Below are 17,626 nucleotides of genomic sequence, written 5' to 3' on the forward strand. Positions count from 1 at the left end.
ACCGCCTTGTTCACGGGGCTGCAGCGGCGCCGTCCGGATCGACGGATGCCTGTCGCGGCCCACCGGTGGGTGGGAGAAGCAAACAGGTCTACCGCCGTTGGACACACTGTGCGACTGTCAGGTGACGGGCCAGCGGTGACAGGGCGGTGACCATGGGCGAGAACGGTGACGTGCGGACCTTCGACCGTGCGGATCGAGCCCGATACCGCGAAAAGCTCCGCCGCTGCCTCCATGCCTTCGCCGAGCTGCTACCAGACTCCCGGTTCGATGTGGATCGGCCAGCGACCGGGCTGGAGATCGAGCTCAATCTGATCGACGACACATCCCAGCCCGCGATGCGCAATGCCGCAGTGCTGGCCGCCGTGGCCGACCCGGACTTTCAGACTGAGCTGGGTCAGTTCAACCTGGAGATCAACCTAGCTCCCCTGCGGCTCGCCGGCGCCGGTGCCCTGGAGTTCGAGAAGACGCTGCGCGAGCGCCTCGACGCCGCCGACGCCCGGGCACGCACCGCCGGCGCCCGTCTCGTCATGATCGGCATCCTGCCGACGCTACGGCCAGAACACCTCACCTCGGCCGCGCTCTCCGCGAACCCCCGCTTCGCACTGCTCAACGAGCAGATCTTCGCCGCCCGTGGTGAGGATCTGCGAATCGTCATCAACGGCGCTGAACGACTGACGACCACCGCGGACACCATCACTCCAGAGGCGGCCTGCACCAGCGCCCAGTTCCACCTCCAGGTCAGCCCCACCCAGTTCGGCGACTACTGGAACGCGGCGCAGGCGATCGCCGGCGTTCAGGTGGCGCTGGGTGCCAACGCACCACTGTTCTTCGGCCGGGAGCTGTGGCGGGAGACGCGGATCCCGCTGTTCGAACAGGCGACCGACACTCGCGCGGAGGAGATCAAGGCCCAGGGCGTCCGTCCCCGGGTGTGGTTCGGGGAACGCTGGATCACCACCGCCCTCGACCTCTTCGACGAGAACGTCCGCTACTTCCCCGCGCTGCTGCCGGTCTGCGACCCGGAGGACCCAGTTGACGCAATCGCGGCTGGTGCGGTGCCGCAGCTGGCCGAGCTACGCCTGCACAACGGCACCATCTACCGGTGGAACCGGCCGAGCTATGACGTCCTGGCGGGCCGGCCGCGGCTGCGGCTGGAGAACCGCGTGCTACCGGCTGGGCCCACTGTGGTGGACACCGTCGCCAACGGGGCATTCTTCTTCGGCCTCGTCCGCGCGCTGGCCGAGAGTGACCGACCGCTGTGGTCGCAGATGTCATTCAACGCCGCCGAGGAGAACTTCACCACCGGCGCTCGGCACGGCATCGAGGCACAGGTCTTCTGGCCGGGCCTCGGCTACCTACCCGTCACCGAGTTGGTGCTCCGCCGACTACTGCCGCTGGCCCACCACGGACTGGATCGCTGGGGAATGGACCCGACCGAGCGGGATCGGCTGCTCGGCATCATCGAGCAGCGCTGTCTCACCGGCCGCAACGGGGCGAGCTGGCAGGTAGCCACCCTGAACCGGCTGGAGTCCGCCGATCGCCTGGGCCGGCCCGAGGCGCTGCGCGAGGTGCTCCGTCACTACGTGGACCTGATGCACAGCAACCGACCGGCCCACGAATGGCCCATTCCCTGACCCACCCCGGTCGAATTCGGATTACCGGCCAGCGACTGTCGGAGAGGTGCGGCGGAGCACGGGAATGAGGAACGCCGCCACAGTGGTGTGCATCAGCGCCAGGGTAGAGCCCAGCCCGCCAAATGACGTGAACAGGGACATGAGGACGATGGCGCCGAGTGGGACCGCCTCCAGCTCGGTGCGGCCCGGACCACTGGTGGCCTGGAGCTCAACGCCCAGGGCCAGGACCGCGATGGCCCAGATGACAAGGTTGATGAGGACGATTCCCGCCACCGCACCGAGCCACCAGCGGTTCCTCGCGGGCTTCGGTTCGGGTTGGGGATGGGTTCCGGTCTCCATCGGTCCTTCTTCCTTCGTTGATCCGCCCGGCAAACGACGCCAGAAGCAACTAGCTGTGCGAAGCACAGACTTGTCACCCGCACCTGCGGAAGTAGTAGGGTGTGGAGGTGTCAGCGACCGAACCGACCCCCCAGCCGGCGGTCGAGGAACCCGATCCGGTGCTGGTCGCCATCGAGCGGGCCATGACCAAGATTCGTCGCCGGCAGACCCAACGAGTACTGGGCCAGATTGCCACAAAGGACGAACCACCCATCGACCTGAACCAGATCGCCGCGGTAGACGCCGTGGCAGAAGGGCCCGACGAGACGCAGGAAGGCGTCACGGTTGGCGTGGTGGCCGAACGACTCGGCATCGACCCGTCCCGGGCCAGCCGAGTGGTGGCGGCGACCGTTCAGAACGGCTACCTACGTCGGACCGCATCCCAGCACGACGGCCGACGGAGCTGCCTGGAGATCACCGACCAGGGAGCCGCCGCGCTCGAGCAGACGCACCAGGCCCGGCACGCGCTTTACGAACGCCTCCTCGCCGGCTGGACGGTCACGGACCGACGCGAGCTGGCCCGGCTCCTGACCAGGTTCACCGCCTCGATCACCGCGGACGCGTCCGGCCCCGCGGCGCGGACCGCCAACCACACCTGAACGGCCCGATCGCGCTTCGGCCCTGGCCAGCAGAGAGATCACCGGCCGCTGCACCGTCGGCAGCACCCCGCCATACCGCCGGCACTGCCAGCCGAGGGTAGGCGCAGCGAGGAGGCACTGAGAGCACATGGCGAGAACAATCCGGGTCAGCACCCGAAACGCGACCTTCCAGCAGTGGCAGGCCCTGCTGACCAATCGCACCAAACGCCAGCGTGCGGGGGAATTCGTGGTCCAGGGGGTCCGGCCCATCACCCTCGCCGTCGAACACGGTTGGCAGGTCCGTGCACTGCTGTATCCCGCCGGGCAGAACCTCTCCCGATGGAGTCGAGACCTGCTGGACCGGGCCGGCGGGGCCAGCCCGGTCGCGGTGTCGCCGGAGCTGTTGGGTGAGCTCGGGGGCAAGGACGAGGAGCCGCCAGAGTTACTCGCGGTGGTCGGGCTCCCCGAGGACCGACTACCGCGCATACCCCACTCGGCCAACATGCTGGTGCTGGTCTTCGACCGTCCGACCACTCCCGGCAACATTGGTTCGCTGGTTCGGTCCGCGGATGCCTTCGGCGCCGCCGGCGTGATCATCACCGGGCATGCGGCCGACCCCTACGACCCCAAGTCCGTGCGCGCGAGTACCGGGTCGTTGTTCACCGTGCCGGTGGTGCGCGTGCCGAGCCATCGTGCGGTGCTGGACTGGGCCGACTCGCTGCGCGCTGCGCGCATCCCCGTCGAGATCGTCGGCACCGACGAAGACGGCGAGGTGGAGATCGCCGCGCACGACCTCACCGGCCCGAAGCTCATCGCGGTGGGGAACGAGACGCGCGGACTCAGCACGGCGTGGCGGCAGTCCTGCGACCGTACGGTTCAGATCCCGATCACCGGCGCCGCCAGTTCCCTGAACGCCGCCGCCGCGGCGACCGTCGTGTTGTACGAGGCCGCACGGCAACGGTCGGCGTCGGCCGCTGGCGGGGTAGCGCAACCACGCCCGTAGCGGCGGCGGCCGACAAGGTACGCCACCAACCGCCTCGGCTCAGGCGCGTACCTGCGTGAGCCAGTCGGTGACGGAACGTGGAGCGAGACCAAGCAGCCGCTGGGCGCTGTTCTCCTCGGCGACGGTGTTCCCGGCCTGGGCGTTCAACAGCTCGTACAGGCCCACCACGCCGGCGCTGGCACCGGCGCCGAAGAGCGGGGTGATGAGATCGCCGAACGCGGCCGGCGTGATGGCCTCGTAGCGCACGTCCGTCCCCAGATAGGCGGAGAATCCCGCGGCCAGGTCCGCCCCCGTCAACCCTGGTCGATGTCCGACCGCGACCGTACCGGTGGTAACGGTCTCGTCGGTCAGCAGCCGGGTGACGACGTCCGCGACGTCCAGGTGGGAACTCCACGACACGGCGAAGTTCTCCGGAAGCGGGTAGCGCAGGACCCCCTCCTCACGCACGGGCCCCACGACGACGGGCAGCAGCAGATTCTCCAGGTAGAGGCGGGGAGCGACGACCGCTGTCGGGATACCACTCGCCTCGATGTCGCGGATGAGCCGGACGACCGGAGTCTCCGGCGCGGCTTGCAGCGGCGTTCCCGGCTGGTCGACGACTTGACCGCTGGTGGAGATGACCACGCGGTGCGGTCGGGCCATCGCGACTGCCGCGGCGACCGCTTTGGCATAGATTTGCAGATCGGTTGGTGCCCCCAGCGGAAGGTGGACGAACACACCGTCCGCACCGGTGTAGGCCGCCGCCAACGAGTCGGCGTCCGCCAGGTTGACCGCGGTCGAGGCGAATCCGTCCGGCACCGTGGTGGTGTCCCGGACCGCCGCGACCGCGCGCTGCCCCGCCGCCTGGAGCGCGGACAGAACAGGGAAACCCTGGGCGCCAGTGGCGCCATGCACGATATAAGACATCCCGCTATTAGCGCATATAGGCGGGTGGTCTTGCCAGCGCGGGCGCGTCTCCGTTGGCCCCGTCGCCCCGCGGGTGTCGGGCATACCCGACACCCGCAAAGAGCCGACAGTCATTGAACGTCAACGACTGCCGGCGGATGCGTTAGCGAGTCAGCTCCGCTCAGCGCTGCTCAAGGTTGACATAGTCGCGCTGCATGGCACCGGTGTAGACCTGCCGCGGACGGCCGATCTTCGTCTCCGGGTCCTTGATCATCTCACGCCACTGGGCGATCCAGCCGGGGAGCCGCCCCAGCGCGAACAGCACCGTGAACATCTTCGTCGGGAAGCCCATGGCCTTGTAGATCAGGCCGGTGTAGAAGTCCACGTTCGGGTAGAGCCGGCGGGAGACGAAGAAGTCGTCGGCGAGCGCGATCTCCTCCAGCTCCATCGCGAGGTCCAGCATGGGGTCGGAGATGGACATCCGACCGAGCACGTCCTGGGCGGCCTTCTTCACGATGGCGGCCCGAGGGTCGTAGTTCTTGTAGACCCGGTGTCCGAAGCCCATCAGCTTCGCACCGGCCTGCCGGTCCTTGACCCGCCGCACGAAGGAGCGGACATCGCCACCGTCAGCCCGGATCGTCTCCAGCATCTCCAACACGGCCTGGTTCGCACCGCCGTGCAGCGGACCGAAAAGGGCGTTCACCCCCGCCGAGACCGAGGCGAAGAGGTTGGCGTTGCTGGAACCCACCAGCCGTACGGTCGAGGTGGAGCAGTTCTGCTCGTGGTCGGCGTGCAGGATGAACAGCATGTCCAGCACCCGAGCCATCACCGGGTCAACCTCGTACGGCTCGGCCGGCACGCCGAAGGTCATCCGGAGGAAGTTCTCCACGTACCCGAGGGAGTTCTCCGGGTAGAGCAGCGGCTGGCCGATCGACTTCTTGTAGGCGTACGAGGCGATGGTCGGCACCTTCGCCATCAGCCGGACCGTCGACATCTCCACATGCTCGTCGTCGAACGGGTCGAGACTGTCCTGGTAGAAGGTGGAGATGGCGCTGACCGCCGAGGAGAGCACCGCCATCGGGTGCGCGTCCCGGGGGAAGCCGTCGAAGAACCGACGCATCTCCTCGTGCAGCAACGAGTGCCGCCGAATCCGCTCGGTGAACTCGGTCAGCTGCTGCTGGGTGGGGAGTTCGCCGTAGGTCAGCAGATATGAGACCTCCAGGAAGGAGGACTTCTCCGCCAGCTGCTCGATCGGGTAGCCACGGTAGCGGAGGATCCCCGCGTCACCGTCGATGTAGGTGATCTCGGACGAGCAGGCGGCGGTGTTCACGAAGCCAGGATCATAGGTCGTCATCCCGGTCTGCTTGAGCAGCTGGCTGACCCCGATGCCGGCGGGACCCTCGATCGCCGTGTTCACCGGCATCGACAGCTGCCCACCGGGGTGATCGAGCTTGACTTCCGTCATGTGCGTCCTCGCTTCGCCGACAGATCTTCTTCGTTGAATTTCCTTCGCTTTACCGTATTCGTGCTTCCCAGGACACCGCCCGCGGTGGTTCGCCGGTGAGGGATGCATCACCCATTTCCCCGGCCGACCGGCCCAGGAAACGCCGACCGGGTGTACCGCCCGAGGCCGAGGAGTCAGCCAAGGCAGGACAGGGCAGGACGAAACCGCTGGACAGAAATATCGGCGAAAATCGCCGCAGAACACCATAAATAGGCTGGTTCAGGCCAGGAGGAGTAGGCGGGACCACCCGAACGCTGGCGACCGCGGCCAGCAGAATGAGGCCGAGGCCACCGGCCACCGGCCACTGGCAAGCAGCAAGCGGCGAGCGGCGAGCGGCGAGCGGCGACCCGCCAACGACCAGCGTCAGGAGAGCGCGAGCCGGGTCAGCGTGCCATCGGGGGCGACGAGGAAGAGATCAAGCCGATTGGCTCCCGGCCGGAAAAACTGATCATCATCGATCAGGGCGGCGAACCGGCGCCCGCCCTCGTCCCGGCCAACCACCGGAACCACGACGGCGACCCGGTCGTTGATGGCCACCGCCAGCGGAGTGCCATCAGGGACCTCGTCGGGCAGGTCGCCCCAGACCAACGCGGGTAGCAGGCCCTGGTCCGGATCCACCTCCCGAAAGGCAGCCAGGTTCTCGACCCGGGCCACCCCCGCCGTCGGCTGATCCGGGGCTGTGCTGCCGATCAGCGGGTGCGGCGCGGCAGGCGGCACGACGGTGGGCACGCCACCGCCGATCGGGATCGGCTGGGCGGGCCGGTCATAGAAGACCTTACTTGCCTGCGCCCGGGGCGCTTCCCGCGCCGACAACCCGTCAACCGCCCAGGGCAGCCGGATCGCCGCCTCGTCGGCGAGGGTGGGCAGCAGATCGACGTGCTGCCAGTCCCGGTCGTCGACCCGGCCGGTGCGCTGCCCGGGATACTTGACAAACAGCGGCACCCAGGCCACCTCGTCGGCGGCGACCTCGATCGCGCCCATTCCCCGCCCCGGTGCCCCCTCGGTGAAGCTGACCCCGTGATCGGCGGTGACCACCAGCAGGGCGTCGTCGTAGAGTCCGGTGGCGCGCAGCGTACGAAGGGTCTCGCCGATCAGCCGGTCGGTGTAGCCGAGTTGGGCCAGATGGCGCTGACGGGCCAACTCCGCCCAGCCCTCCCCGTCGTTCGGGAAGTCCTCCGGCGCCGCATAGCGCACCCCCGAGGGCAGAAACGCCCATGGCGAATGCGGCATCAGCAGGTGCAGGAAGTGCAGGGTGGGCCGGTCAGACGGCCGGAGCCCGGCGAGGAACCTACTGAACCGGGCCGGTTGGTTGTCACTCAACCGGTCCCAGCGAAACGTCGGATCCTCCGGGATCGGCTCAGCCGCGTCGAGGCCGGCCTCAGCGGCGGTCTGCTCCCGGTAGGAGTCCGCCGGGTCAACCCGGCTCTCTGTTGGCGCGGATATTCGGGCCAGCAACTTCGCGCTCTCCCGAGCCAGTACCCCCATGCCCTGCTCCCGACCCAGCGGCGTCTCACAGCGGCTGGGTGGGCAGAGGCGGGCGATACTCTCCTCAGCGCGGATGTCGTAAAGGCCACCGAAGGCCGTGAACAGGTTGTCCGGGTGGTGCGAATAGTGGGGAGCCACCCCGGTGGCCGGATAGCGGCCGGTCAACATCGCCGGCAACGCGTACGGCGTCCAACCGCTGACCCCGGTAGCGTTCCGGTACCAGGTCGAGCCGGCGGCCAGTTCGGCGAAGTGCGGGAACCGGTCGGCGTCGATCTGCCCGTCCGGGTTGAGCAGGGAGACCAGGGGCAGTTCGTCGAGGACCAGGAGAACCACCGGCGGGTGGCCACCAGCGCGGGCCAGCCCGACGGTGCCGCCGTCCCAGCGCGGCAACACCACCGCCGAGGTGGGCGACACGAGCAGGAACAGCGCGACGAAGACCACTGGCCCGAGCGCCGCGACCCGTAGCACGCGGGCCGGGGCACGCCACCGCCGGTAGGCCACCGTCGCCGCCGCCGCGAGGACAACCGCCAGCAGCAACAGCGGTACGCCCCGCAAGGGTGTCGTGTGCCGTCCAACCTGCACGGCCAGTGCGGTGAGCAGTGCACCCACGAGCAGCGTGTGGGTCCACTCCCGAGTGGCACGGCCGGCGAGCCGCGACGTCGCCGCGAGCGCGCCGATCGCGAGGGTCGGCACGATCGCGACCAGCACGACCAGTTGTACGATCTCGCCACGGCTGGCCCGGTGGAAGAGGAAGAAGTCCGGGCTCTGGCCGAGCACATCCAACAACGGCTGAGTAACCGCGAGCCCGAGCAGGGCGGTGAGCTCCAGCAGCCGGACCCCCTCCGCTCGCCAGCCACGCCGCGGCGCACTGTCGGGGCCCCCCGCTGCGCCGGCTCGTCGATCAGCGGCGCCGTCAACGTCCTCGGGTTGATCCGGGGTGGGCGCGACGTCCGGGTCAGCCACTCAGGACCACCCGGTACAGGGTCCGACTACCCGAGGGCAGACGAAGGCGTTCCTCGAGGTGACCGTGGGCAGCGAGTAGCCGCTCGAACTCGTCCCGGTGGTAGTGGGGGAAGGTGTCCTGCGGTTTGTTGGCCAGCAGCCGACGGGCCATCGGATCTTCCGGGTGCACGAACTCCACCACCAGCCGGGTGCCGGGCCGACCGAAACCGGCCAACCACGCGACCACCTCCGGCAACGGGACGTTCCGCCCCACCGCGAGGTGGTGCACCACCGCCAGGGCGAGGACGACATCAGCCCGCGCCCGGTCACCGAAGGAGGCCCGCTCGATCCCGCGCCAGCCGCCGCCGGGTGACGGGTCGGCCAGATCCATCACCAACGGCAGGATCCGCTGCTCCCCCTCGGCCCGCAGCTCCCGGTACAGCCGGTCAACCACCCCAGGATCCTGTTCGACGGCGACAACGTACTCGGCGTGACGCGCGGCCAAGCGGGCGTACCGGCCGTCGTTGGTCCCGAGGTCGAGCGCCAGCCGGGTCGGGGGCCCGGCAGTCAGCGAAGCGGCGACGAAGCGCTCCTTGGCGACCCGGTCCTCGGTGGTGTACCCGCAGGTGCGCTGGTAGTCAATCCAGTGGCTGGCGGGCGGCGACCGGTCCAGGCGGCGGACGAGTCGGTGCAGACCGCGTACCGTGGCGACGGCGAGGTCACGGGAGTAGCCGGCGTCGCGCAGCTGGTTGCGGACCTCGGCCGTACTGGATCGGGCGTTGCGTCGCTGCATTGCGTCGTGCAGGTGGACGTGGGTGAGCACGCCAGGGCGGAACCGGCGACGGCCGGTGAACAGACGACGAATCTGGTCCGCCTCGATGCCGTCAACCTGGGCCCGCAGCAACGGCTGGAAGTCCAGCCCCAGGTGGGCACCGAGGAGTAACGGGTACAGCAGGGTCTGGCAGAACTGGCGGTAGCCGGCCCAGGGTTCACCGTCCCGGAGGGGGGCGAACGAGCCGATATCGATGAAGACCGGCGCCGCGCCGCGCCACTGCAGGTTGTACGCCGAGCCGTCCTTGGTGGTGAAGCCCTCCGGCAGCGCCGCCTGGAGGATGTCCAGGTGTAGCAGGGCGGCGTCCCGCAGCATGCCGTGGGACCATTCGTACGGGTGGGAGACGAATGGGATGCGTTCGTGCCGGAGCACCGCGGACCAGCCCGGCGGCGCCGGGCTGGTCTCCACGGTGTCGCAGACCTTGCCCTCGGCAAGCAGTGCCGCGAAGAAGTCGCTGCCGGCGAGGGCCCGCCAGTCGGTGGCGGCCCGCTCGTCCAACCCACGCAGCACGTCGTCGCCGCGGTGGAAGACCCGATTCGCGGGGTCCCGGAAGGACGCTGGCTCGGCCCGCAGGTCGGGATAGGCCGATGTCATGCCGGTCAGTTCCGGTCGGTGGGCTGCTTGCGGAACCGGTCCACCAAGCGTCGCCAGTAGAGCTTGCCGGCCACCGCGACACCCGCCGCCCCGCCAACCACCGCCTGCACGATCAGGCTGCCCGATCCCGCGTCCAGGTAGGCCAGATGATCCACTGGCTACTCCTTCCGATCTCGCCCCTCGGCCCACCAAACCGGGCACACCGGGAGGTGCTCCAATACGCTGAGGATGTATTCGGACACAGTACGCGCATGCAGGAGGCATTGCGGGTCATAACCACGCCAGCATTCTGATTTGGTGGCGAATCAGCCCAACCGTCAGCCGCCCCGCCGGTGATGCATGGAATAGCGGAGCAACACGAACCGCAACACCGTGGCGGCCAGGTTCGCGACGACCAGCACCGCCAACTCCACCGTCCGCGTCGGAGCCGCCACCACGACGTGCAGCAACGCGAGCGAGCCACTGGTCAGCGCCAGGCCGAGCCCGAAGACCACCAGGCCTTGCAGGTGGTGCCGGCCGGCGCGCCACCGACCCGTGATCCCGAAGGTCAGTCGCCGATTCGCCGCGGTGTTGGCTACCGCGGTGACCAGCAGCGACAGCAGGTTTGCCGGTTGGGCACCGAGGACGCCGCGGGTGGCGACGTACAACAACAGGTAGGCCACCGTGCTGGCCACCCCAACCAGGGCGAACCGGCCCAGCTGTCGGGGCAGCCCCACCGGCACCCGCGCCGGCGGCGGTGCGAGTGGGGTCCGTCCGAACTGCTCACGCAGATGCCGCAGCGGCAGCGCGCCGGTGAACAGGGCCCGTCCCAGCCGGCCGATGCCACGCAGGTCGGCCAGTGCGGTCGCCAACACATCCACCCGACTGTCCGGATCATCCACCCAGTCCACCGGAACCTCGTGGATGCGTAGGCCAGCCCGCTGGGCCAGCACCAGCAACTCGGTGTCGAAAAACCACCCGGTGTCGCGGACCAACGGCAGCAGCTGGGCCGCCACGTCAGCCCGGATCGCCTTGAAGCCGCACTGGGCATCGGAGAATCGAACGGCGAGGGTGCCCCGCAGCAACAGGTTGTACCCCCGCGAGATCACCTCCCGTTTCGTACCCCGAACCACCCGTGAGGTACGGGCGAGCCGGGTGCCGACGGCCAGGTCCGAGTGGCCGGAAATGAGCGGCGCGACCAGCGGCAGCAACGCCGCCAGATCAGTAGACAAGTCCACATCCATGTAGACGAGCACCGGCGCGGGTGAGGCCGACCAGGCGGCCCGAAGCGCCCGTCCTCGCCCTTTGGCAGCCAGATGTAGCACCTCGACACCGGCGAGGTCGGCGGCGAGTGACCGGGCTACGTCCAGCGTGCCATCAACGCTGGCGTTGTCCGCGATCGTGATCCGGAACGGATACGGGACATTCTCGCGTAGGTGCGCGTGCAGCCGCCGCACGCACGGCCCGAGGTCGATCTCCTCGTTGTAGACGGGAATCACCACGTCCAGGATGGGCGCCATGGCGACAGGCTGGATCCACTCGGTAGCCCGGACTTCGGTTGTATCGATCATGCTTTCGCTCCCTCGCTGCTCAGGTCGTAGATGGTGATTCCGTCCACGGTTCGCGCCTCGAACGTCTCCGCCACCCAGGCGGCGATCTCGGAGGAGGCGGAGCTACCGCCGTTGGCGCCCCGGAAGCCACCCCCGCCGATGAACCAATGGATCTCTCCGGCAGCGACGTAACGCTGGAATTCGGCGACGGTCGGGGCGGGATCGGTGCCGTTGAAACCACCCACGGGCAGCACCGGATCGCCGGTGGCCAGCTGGTAGCCGGCAGCGTTGTTCGCACCCACCGTGGCCGCGACCCAGGTGTAGCTGTCGCTGTCGAGTTCAAGGAGCTCGCGCAGTTGCGCACTCGGAACGCGGGCGCCCAGCAGCCCGCCGCCACCGCCCGGCTGGCCGAGCTGGTGTGACCCGCCGGACTGATCTGGCCCACCGGGCTGACCCGACCCGTTCGGGCCACCGGGCCCACCGGGTCCACCGGGTCCACCGGGTCCACCAGAGCCACCGGGTCCACCAGACCCACCGGGCTGACCCGGCTGGCGGTTGTCGGGTGTCATGGCGGGTTGCCGACCCGGCCCCTGCGGCAGCTGCGCGGCACCGGGAGGCTGCCCGCCGCCGGCAGCTCCGGGGCCATCGTCTGCGCCGTTGGATCGGTCGCCGACCGTGCGAACCAGCTCCGGTCCCGCGGTGGGAACCCCACCGTTGTGCGCCGACGCGGCGGCATGTATCGAGTACGCCACCGGCCCGGCGAGGGCCGCCGCGGCACCCAGCGCAAGCCCCGCCGCCCCAACTGATCGGGGCAGCCGCGGAGAGAGCACCAACAACGCCGCTGCCGCGAGGCCACCCACCAGAACCGTGGTACGCAACCACGGATACCAGTCCGGGCTACGAGCCAACAGCAGCCAGGACCATCCCGCGGTGCCGGCCAGTGTCCCGGCCAGGATGGCGGTGGCGGCGTGGGGCTGCCGACGCCAGACCGCGCCGGGCGGCGCGGATCGCACCCGCCACAGGAGCGTGACACCGATCCCGACCAGGGCACCGACCGCCGGTGCCAGGGCCACGGTGTAGTACTCGTGGAAGATCCCGGACATGAAGCTGAAGATCGCCCCGGTGACCAGCAACCAGCCGCCCCAGAGCAGCAGCCCGGCCCGAGTCCGGTCGGTCCGCGGAGCCCGCCCGACCACCAGCAGACCGGCCGCGAGCAGAATCAACGCGGCGGGCAACAGCCAGGCGATCTGCCCACCAACCTGGTCGTCGAACAGGCGCAGCAGGCCGGTCCCGTCACCGAAGCCCCCTCCGCCGGGCCGCCCCACACTGCCCTCCTCGCGGCCGGTGATGCGACCGAGCCCGTTGTAGCCAAGGGCCAGCTCGAGGACACTGTTGGTCTGCGAGCCGCCGACATACGGGCGAGCGCTGGAAGGGACCAACTCGACGATGGCCACCCACCACCCCGCCGACAGCACGACCGCGAGGCCGGCCAGCAGGGTCTGGCGGATCCGCTGGCCGAGCCCGGTCGGCGCGGCCAACAGGTAGACGCCGGCGAGCACCGGTACCACCAGAAACGCCTGCAGCATCTTCGTGAGGAAGCCGAACCCGACCAGCACGCCGGCGAGTACGAGCCATCGGGTGGCGGCCGTCTCGACCGCCCGTACGGTGGCGTAGGCGGCGGCTACCAGCAGCAGCACCAGCAGCGCGTCCGGGTTGTTGAACCGGAACATCAGCGTGGCCACCGGTGTGACGGCGAGGACCGCGCCAGCGATCAGCCCTGCTGCCGGGCCGTGCCAACGCCGTACCGCGGCGTGGAGCACCGCGACCGCGGCCACCCCGCACAGCGCCTGCGGCAGCAGCACCGCCCAGCTGCTCAGGCCGAACAGTCGTACCGACAGCGTCATCAGCCACAGCGCGGCGGGCGGCTTGTCAACGGTGATGGAGTTGGCGGCATCGAACGAGCCGTAGAAGAAGGCGGTCCAGTTCTGCGCGCCGGCCTGCGCCGCCGCCGCGTAGTAGGCGTTCGCCCAGCCGGAGACGTCGAGCCCCCACAGGTAGAGCCCGGCGGTGACTAGCAGTAGCCCGCCGAGGCACGGGCGCTCCCAGCGGGCCGTCCGACGCGGCGTGGAGGTCGGCTCCACCTCCGGTTCTGCCAGCGGTGGCCGGGCGAAGCCTGCCGACGGAGCGGCACGGGACCCGTAGGTCGTCTCGGATCTGTCCATGGCGGGAAGCCTGGCCGGCCGGGCTGCGCGACCCCCATGGGTTCGCTATGCCTCCGCTGTGGAATTCGGCAGCCGTACGGTGAACACGGTGCGACCGGGCCGGCTGCGCACCGACACCGTGCCGTGGTGAGCGTCCACCACCGCGGCGACGATGGCGAGCCCCAACCCGGTGCTGCCCTGCGATCGCGACCGCGAGCTGTCCGCGCGCGCGAAGCGCTCGAAGACCTCTGGTTGTAGCTCCGCCGGTATGCCGGGGCCGTCGTCGGCGACCCGGAGCACCGCCGCGTCGGGCTCAGCAGCGAGGCTGGTGGTGACAGTGGTACCGGGCGGCGTGTGTACCCGGGCGTTCGTCAGGAGGTTGGCCACCACCTGGTGCAGCCGGGCCGCGTCACCGGGCACGGCGATCTGCTGCTCGGGCAGGTCCAACTGCCAGCGGTGCTCGGATCCGGCAACGTGCGCGTCACTGACGGCGTCTACGACCAGCACCGAGAGGTCCACCGACGCGACCGCGAGCGGGCGACCCGAGTCGAGCCGGGCGAGCAGCAACAGATCCTCCACCAGGCCGGTCATCCGGGTGCTCTCGGACTCGACGCGGCGCAGGGCGTGCGCCACGTCGGGCGGCACCTGGTCCCGGCCTCGCCGGGCCACCTCCGCGTACCCCCGGATGGCCGCCAGCGGGGTCCGCAGTTCGTGACTCGCGTCGGCGACGAACTGACGCACCCGTGTTTCGCTGGCCTGCCGCGCGGCGAGCGCGGCGGCGACGTGTCCGAGCATTCGGTTGAGCGCGGCACCGACCTGGCCCACCTCGGTACGGGTGTCGGTGTCGGCGCCCGGCACCCGCACCGGCAGCGTCACCGCGCCCCGGTCCAACGGCAATTCACTGACCTGGGCGGCCGTGGCGGCGACCCGCCGCAGCGGGCGCAGGGTGCGCCGGACCATCAGTGTGCCGGTGGTACCGGCGACGATCAGCCCGGTGCCCGCGATTCCGGCCTGCGCGACGACCATCCACATCACCGTCTCCTGCACCTCGGCGAGGGGGAGGGCGAACGCGGTCACCCGGCCGTCCGGCCACTGCTTGGCTATGGCCCGGTACTCCCCCTGCTCCAGATCCACCGTGCGCGGATCGGCGGCCGGCACCAGGCCGCCCAACGCCGCCACCGCCTCGGACGCGATGCTCTTCCCACCGTCATCCCGGTCCTCGGTCTGGATGCGGGCCTCGGTTACCCGGCCATCCTGCAGGTCCGCGATGACCGACCCCACTCCCATTCCGATCGGGATCTTCAGGTCCTGCCACTCGCGCCGCCGCTCGGGAGGGGGAAAGCCCTGTGGTCCGGCATCGGCCTGGAGTTGCCGGTCGATTCGGTCGGTCAGGAAATCCCGTAACGCGACGGTGGTGATCCCACCGATGCCGACGCTGACCGCGGCCAGCAGGCAGACCAGGATGACCACCAGCCGGGTCCGCAGCGACCGACCGGCCACCCACCGCCGCCAACCCACCCGTTCAGTCGGCGGGCTTGAGCACATAGCCTGCCCCGCGCAGGGTGTGGATCATCGGTGCACGGCCGACGTCGATCTTCTTGCGCAGGTACGAGATGTACAGCTCGACCACGTTGGCCTGACCTCCGAAGTCGTAGTTCCAGACGCGGTCCAGGATCTGCGCCTTGCTGAGCACCCGGCGCGGGTTACGCATGAGATAACGCAGCAACTCGAACTCGGTGGCGGTCAATGTGATCAACTTTCCGCCCCGGCTCACCTCGTGGCTGTCCTCGTCGAGGGAGAGGTCGCCGACGGTGAGCACCGCCTCCTGCCGGGCGGCGATCGCGAAGCCGGAGCGGCGCAGCAGCGCTCGCAGGCGGGCGATCACCTCCTCCAGACTGAACGGCTTGGTCACGTAGTCATCGCCGCCGACGGTCAACCCGGCAATCCGGTCCTCGACCGCGTCCCGCGCGGTCAGGAAGAGCACCGGCACGGTCGGAGCCACCTCGCGTAGGCGACGCAGCACCGCGAAGCCGTCCAGGTCGGGCAGCATCACGTCGAGCACCACGGCGTCCGGCTGGAACTGACGGGCCGTGCTCAGCGCCGCCATCCCGTTGCCGGCGGTACGCACCTGCCAACCCTCGTAACGCAGCGCCATCGACAGCAGGTCAGACAGGGTGGATTCGTCGTCAACGACCAGGACCCGCACGGGCTGGCCGTCGGGGCGGCGGAGGTCAACCCGGGCTGGTCCCGCCTGCTCGTTGGTCATCATGGCCCTCATCCTGGATGCTCCCGCTGTAGGGCGGTTGTGCGCTTCCTGTGCCCCCGCTGTGCAGGCTACTCGGACCCTCCCGGCCGGGGCCGAAACGAAACGACGGACCCAGCCGACCCCCCTCCCCGGGGCTGCGCTTCCGTGCCCGGAACGCGGTTTCGCCGGCCCGAACGCCGGGTAGCCCGGGGTGAGTGACGGGAGGAACACGATGTCCCAGCACAGCTCCTGGTTGAACGAGACAGCCACCGCGACGGCGGAGGGCGGGCACGTCCGCACCGAGGATGGTGGGCTCTCCACCGCCCTGGCATCCCCACTGGCTCCGCACTGCACCGGGCTCAGCCCGTCGCAGCTACTCGCTGCGGCCTTCGCCTCCTGCCTGCACCATGCCGCGGTGGAAGCGGCCGGTGAGATCACCGACGAGGCACACACGGTCCAGGTGCGGGCCGAGGCGAAGCTCGGCCGCGACGACGACGGCCGGTACCGGGCCGACGTGAACGCCTCCATCTCGTCGGCCGGACTGACCCGCCAACAACTGGCTGACCTGGTGGAGCACGCTGACCGACTCTGGCCCTTCTCCACCGAGGACGCGAGCCGGCATCACCTGACGGTGGCGCTGACCGACAACGGCCGGCACTGAGCCGGCCCGCGGCGAACCGGAACTATCGGGTCAGCACTCCGACCGACCGCTGGGTAACCGAACGCCGGAGCTGCCGCCAGCTGTTCGGAGGAGGGGCTGGTCATGGATCCGCTCACCCTGCAAGATCAGAAACTTGCGGCCCTTTCCAACCCCCTAAACGCCCATTTCTGATATTAGCGATAACTGAGGTTTGTACGGCTTCCCCCGGGCCTCATCCACCCCATCCGAACTGTGCGGCAATTAGTGACGCACCCCACTGATCGGACCGATGGCAGCGAGCGATCTGCTTTCTAGCCTCGGCGGATGCACCCCGACGACGCCTTCGCCGAGAAGACAACCCCGCACGGTTCGGCTACCCAGTCGGCCGATGAAACATCCGCCGAACGGACTACCCAACCCGTCCGCACCTCCAGCCGCGGGCTCCGCACGCTGCTGGCGTCAACCCCGACCCGGGTCGCGCTCGCCGCCGGCCTCACCTGCTGCCTCGGCGCAGCCGCCTACGTCGGGACGCGGCAGACTCCCGAGCAGCCGGAGCAAGCCGCGGTCAGCGAGGCGGCAGCAGAACGGGGTGACGCGGCGGAGCGCGCCACGCGCTCCCTCCTTCGAGACGACCCGCCCTCGACCAGCCCCAGCCCGACCGAAACCGCCACCCCGGCCGAAACCGCCAGCCCAGCCGCGACCGAGCAGGAACCCACCTTCAGCGAACCGGCACCGCCCCAACCGGTCGCCGGGCTGACCCAGACCCAGATGGAGAACGCGAAGACAATCGTCGATGTTGGGACCGAGATGAACATCCCGCATCGTGGTTTGATCGTCGCCATCGCCACCGCGATGCAGGAGAGCACCCTGCTCAACTACGCCAACGCCGGCGTGCCGGAGTCACAGAACTACCCGCACGAGGCGGTTGGTTGGGACCACGACTCGGTCGGCCTGTTCCAGCAGCGCGCAAGCACCGGCTGGGGTAGCGTCGCCGAGCTGATGACTCCGACCTACGCCGCCGAGGCGTTCTACCAGGCACTCCTGCAGGTCCCCGGCTGGCAGGAGATGAGCGTCGCCTGGGCGGCCCAGTCTGTCCAGGTATCGGCCTTCCCCGACGCGTACGCCCAGCACGAGTCCCGGGCGACCACCATCGTCCGCGCGCTGGTGTGACGGGATCCC

15 protein-coding genes are annotated in these 17,626 nt (G+C 69.6%); 5 read left to right on the forward strand and 10 right to left on the reverse strand.

The window, feature by feature from the left end; all coding sequences use genetic code 11:
- The first annotated feature begins 152 nt into the window (after window positions 1–152).
- Window positions 153–1,631: a glutamate--cysteine ligase gene (locus H0524_RS01400; protein ID WP_180197020.1), complete on the forward strand. Its 1,479-nt coding sequence runs from the start codon at window positions 153–155 to the stop codon at window positions 1,629–1,631.
- 21 nt (window positions 1,632–1,652) lie between these two features.
- Here H0524_RS01400 and H0524_RS01405 read toward each other — a convergent pair whose 3' ends face one another.
- Window positions 1,653–1,970, reverse strand: coding sequence for a hypothetical protein (locus tag H0524_RS01405; protein ID WP_180197021.1), 318 nt, complete (start codon window positions 1,968–1,970; stop codon window positions 1,653–1,655).
- A 107-nt stretch (window positions 1,971–2,077) separates the two neighbouring features.
- Between H0524_RS01405 and H0524_RS01410 the strand changes: the two genes are divergently transcribed.
- Together H0524_RS01410 and H0524_RS01415 are read left to right on the forward strand one after the other, a co-directional pair.
- The gene (locus tag H0524_RS01410; RefSeq protein WP_180197022.1) at window positions 2,078–2,608 is read left to right on the forward strand and encodes a MarR family transcriptional regulator; all 531 of its coding nucleotides are present in this window, start codon (window positions 2,078–2,080) and stop codon (window positions 2,606–2,608) included.
- Between the two features lie 127 nt (window positions 2,609–2,735).
- Window positions 2,736–3,590 carry a TrmH family RNA methyltransferase gene (locus tag H0524_RS01415; RefSeq protein ID WP_180197023.1) on the forward strand — a complete coding sequence of 285 codons (855 nt, stop codon included), beginning with the start codon at window positions 2,736–2,738 and terminating at the stop codon, window positions 3,588–3,590.
- Between the two features lie 39 nt (window positions 3,591–3,629).
- Here H0524_RS01415 and H0524_RS01420 read toward each other — a convergent pair whose 3' ends face one another.
- From H0524_RS01420 to H0524_RS01460, 9 genes are all read right to left on the reverse strand, one after another.
- A complete protein-coding gene (locus H0524_RS01420; protein WP_180197024.1) occupies window positions 3,630–4,496 on the reverse strand; it encodes an NmrA family NAD(P)-binding protein in 867 nt (288 codons plus the stop codon).
- Between the two features lie 160 nt (window positions 4,497–4,656).
- Window positions 4,657–5,940, reverse strand: a complete 1,284-nt coding sequence (locus tag H0524_RS01425; RefSeq protein ID WP_018725137.1) for a citrate synthase — start codon at window positions 5,938–5,940, stop codon at window positions 4,657–4,659.
- A gap of 402 nt (window positions 5,941–6,342) precedes the next feature.
- Entirely contained in the window at window positions 6,343–8,427 is a 2,085-nt protein-coding gene (locus H0524_RS01430; protein WP_180197025.1) for a sulfatase-like hydrolase/transferase, read from the reverse strand.
- Complete coding sequence (locus H0524_RS01435; RefSeq protein ID WP_180197026.1) at window positions 8,420–9,832, reverse strand: class I SAM-dependent methyltransferase; 1,413 nt, start codon at window positions 9,830–9,832, stop codon at window positions 8,420–8,422. The genes H0524_RS01430 and H0524_RS01435 overlap by 8 nt, the downstream gene beginning before the upstream one ends.
- Before the next feature lie 5 nt (window positions 9,833–9,837).
- The gene (locus tag H0524_RS01440) at window positions 9,838–9,987 is read right to left on the reverse strand and encodes a hypothetical protein (protein WP_018725141.1); all 150 of its coding nucleotides are present in this window, start codon (window positions 9,985–9,987) and stop codon (window positions 9,838–9,840) included.
- Window positions 9,988–10,149: 162 nt separating this feature from the next.
- Window positions 10,150–11,382, reverse strand: a complete 1,233-nt coding sequence (locus H0524_RS01445) for a bifunctional glycosyltransferase family 2/GtrA family protein (RefSeq protein ID WP_180197027.1) — start codon at window positions 11,380–11,382, stop codon at window positions 10,150–10,152.
- Window positions 11,379–13,583 (reverse strand): glycosyltransferase family 39 protein, encoded by a 2,205-nt coding sequence (locus H0524_RS01450; RefSeq protein ID WP_180197028.1) that lies wholly within the window; start codon window positions 13,581–13,583, stop codon window positions 11,379–11,381. Before H0524_RS01450 ends, H0524_RS01445 begins: the two co-directional genes overlap by 4 nt.
- Window positions 13,584–13,628: 45 nt before the next feature.
- Window positions 13,629–15,062 carry a HAMP domain-containing sensor histidine kinase gene (locus tag H0524_RS01455; RefSeq protein WP_180197029.1) on the reverse strand — a complete coding sequence of 478 codons (1,434 nt, stop codon included), beginning with the start codon at window positions 15,060–15,062 and terminating at the stop codon, window positions 13,629–13,631.
- Between the two features lie 22 nt (window positions 15,063–15,084).
- The gene (locus tag H0524_RS01460) at window positions 15,085–15,831 is read right to left on the reverse strand and encodes a response regulator transcription factor (protein ID WP_180197030.1); all 747 of its coding nucleotides are present in this window, start codon (window positions 15,829–15,831) and stop codon (window positions 15,085–15,087) included.
- Between the two features lie 208 nt (window positions 15,832–16,039).
- Here H0524_RS01460 and H0524_RS01465 point away from each other — a divergent pair, with 208 nt between their 5' ends.
- Window positions 16,040–16,468: an OsmC family protein gene (locus H0524_RS01465; protein ID WP_018219925.1), complete on the forward strand. Its 429-nt coding sequence runs from the start codon at window positions 16,040–16,042 to the stop codon at window positions 16,466–16,468.
- A gap of 303 nt (window positions 16,469–16,771) precedes the next feature.
- Window positions 16,772–17,617 (forward strand): hypothetical protein, encoded by an 846-nt coding sequence (locus tag H0524_RS01470; RefSeq protein ID WP_180197031.1) that lies wholly within the window; start codon window positions 16,772–16,774, stop codon window positions 17,615–17,617.
- Window positions 17,618–17,626 lie beyond the last annotated feature (9 nt).

Origin of the sequence: Salinispora sp. H7-4, from assembly GCF_013416675.1 — a bacterium.
Lineage (GTDB): Bacteria > Actinomycetota > Actinomycetes > Mycobacteriales > Micromonosporaceae > Micromonospora > Micromonospora vitiensis.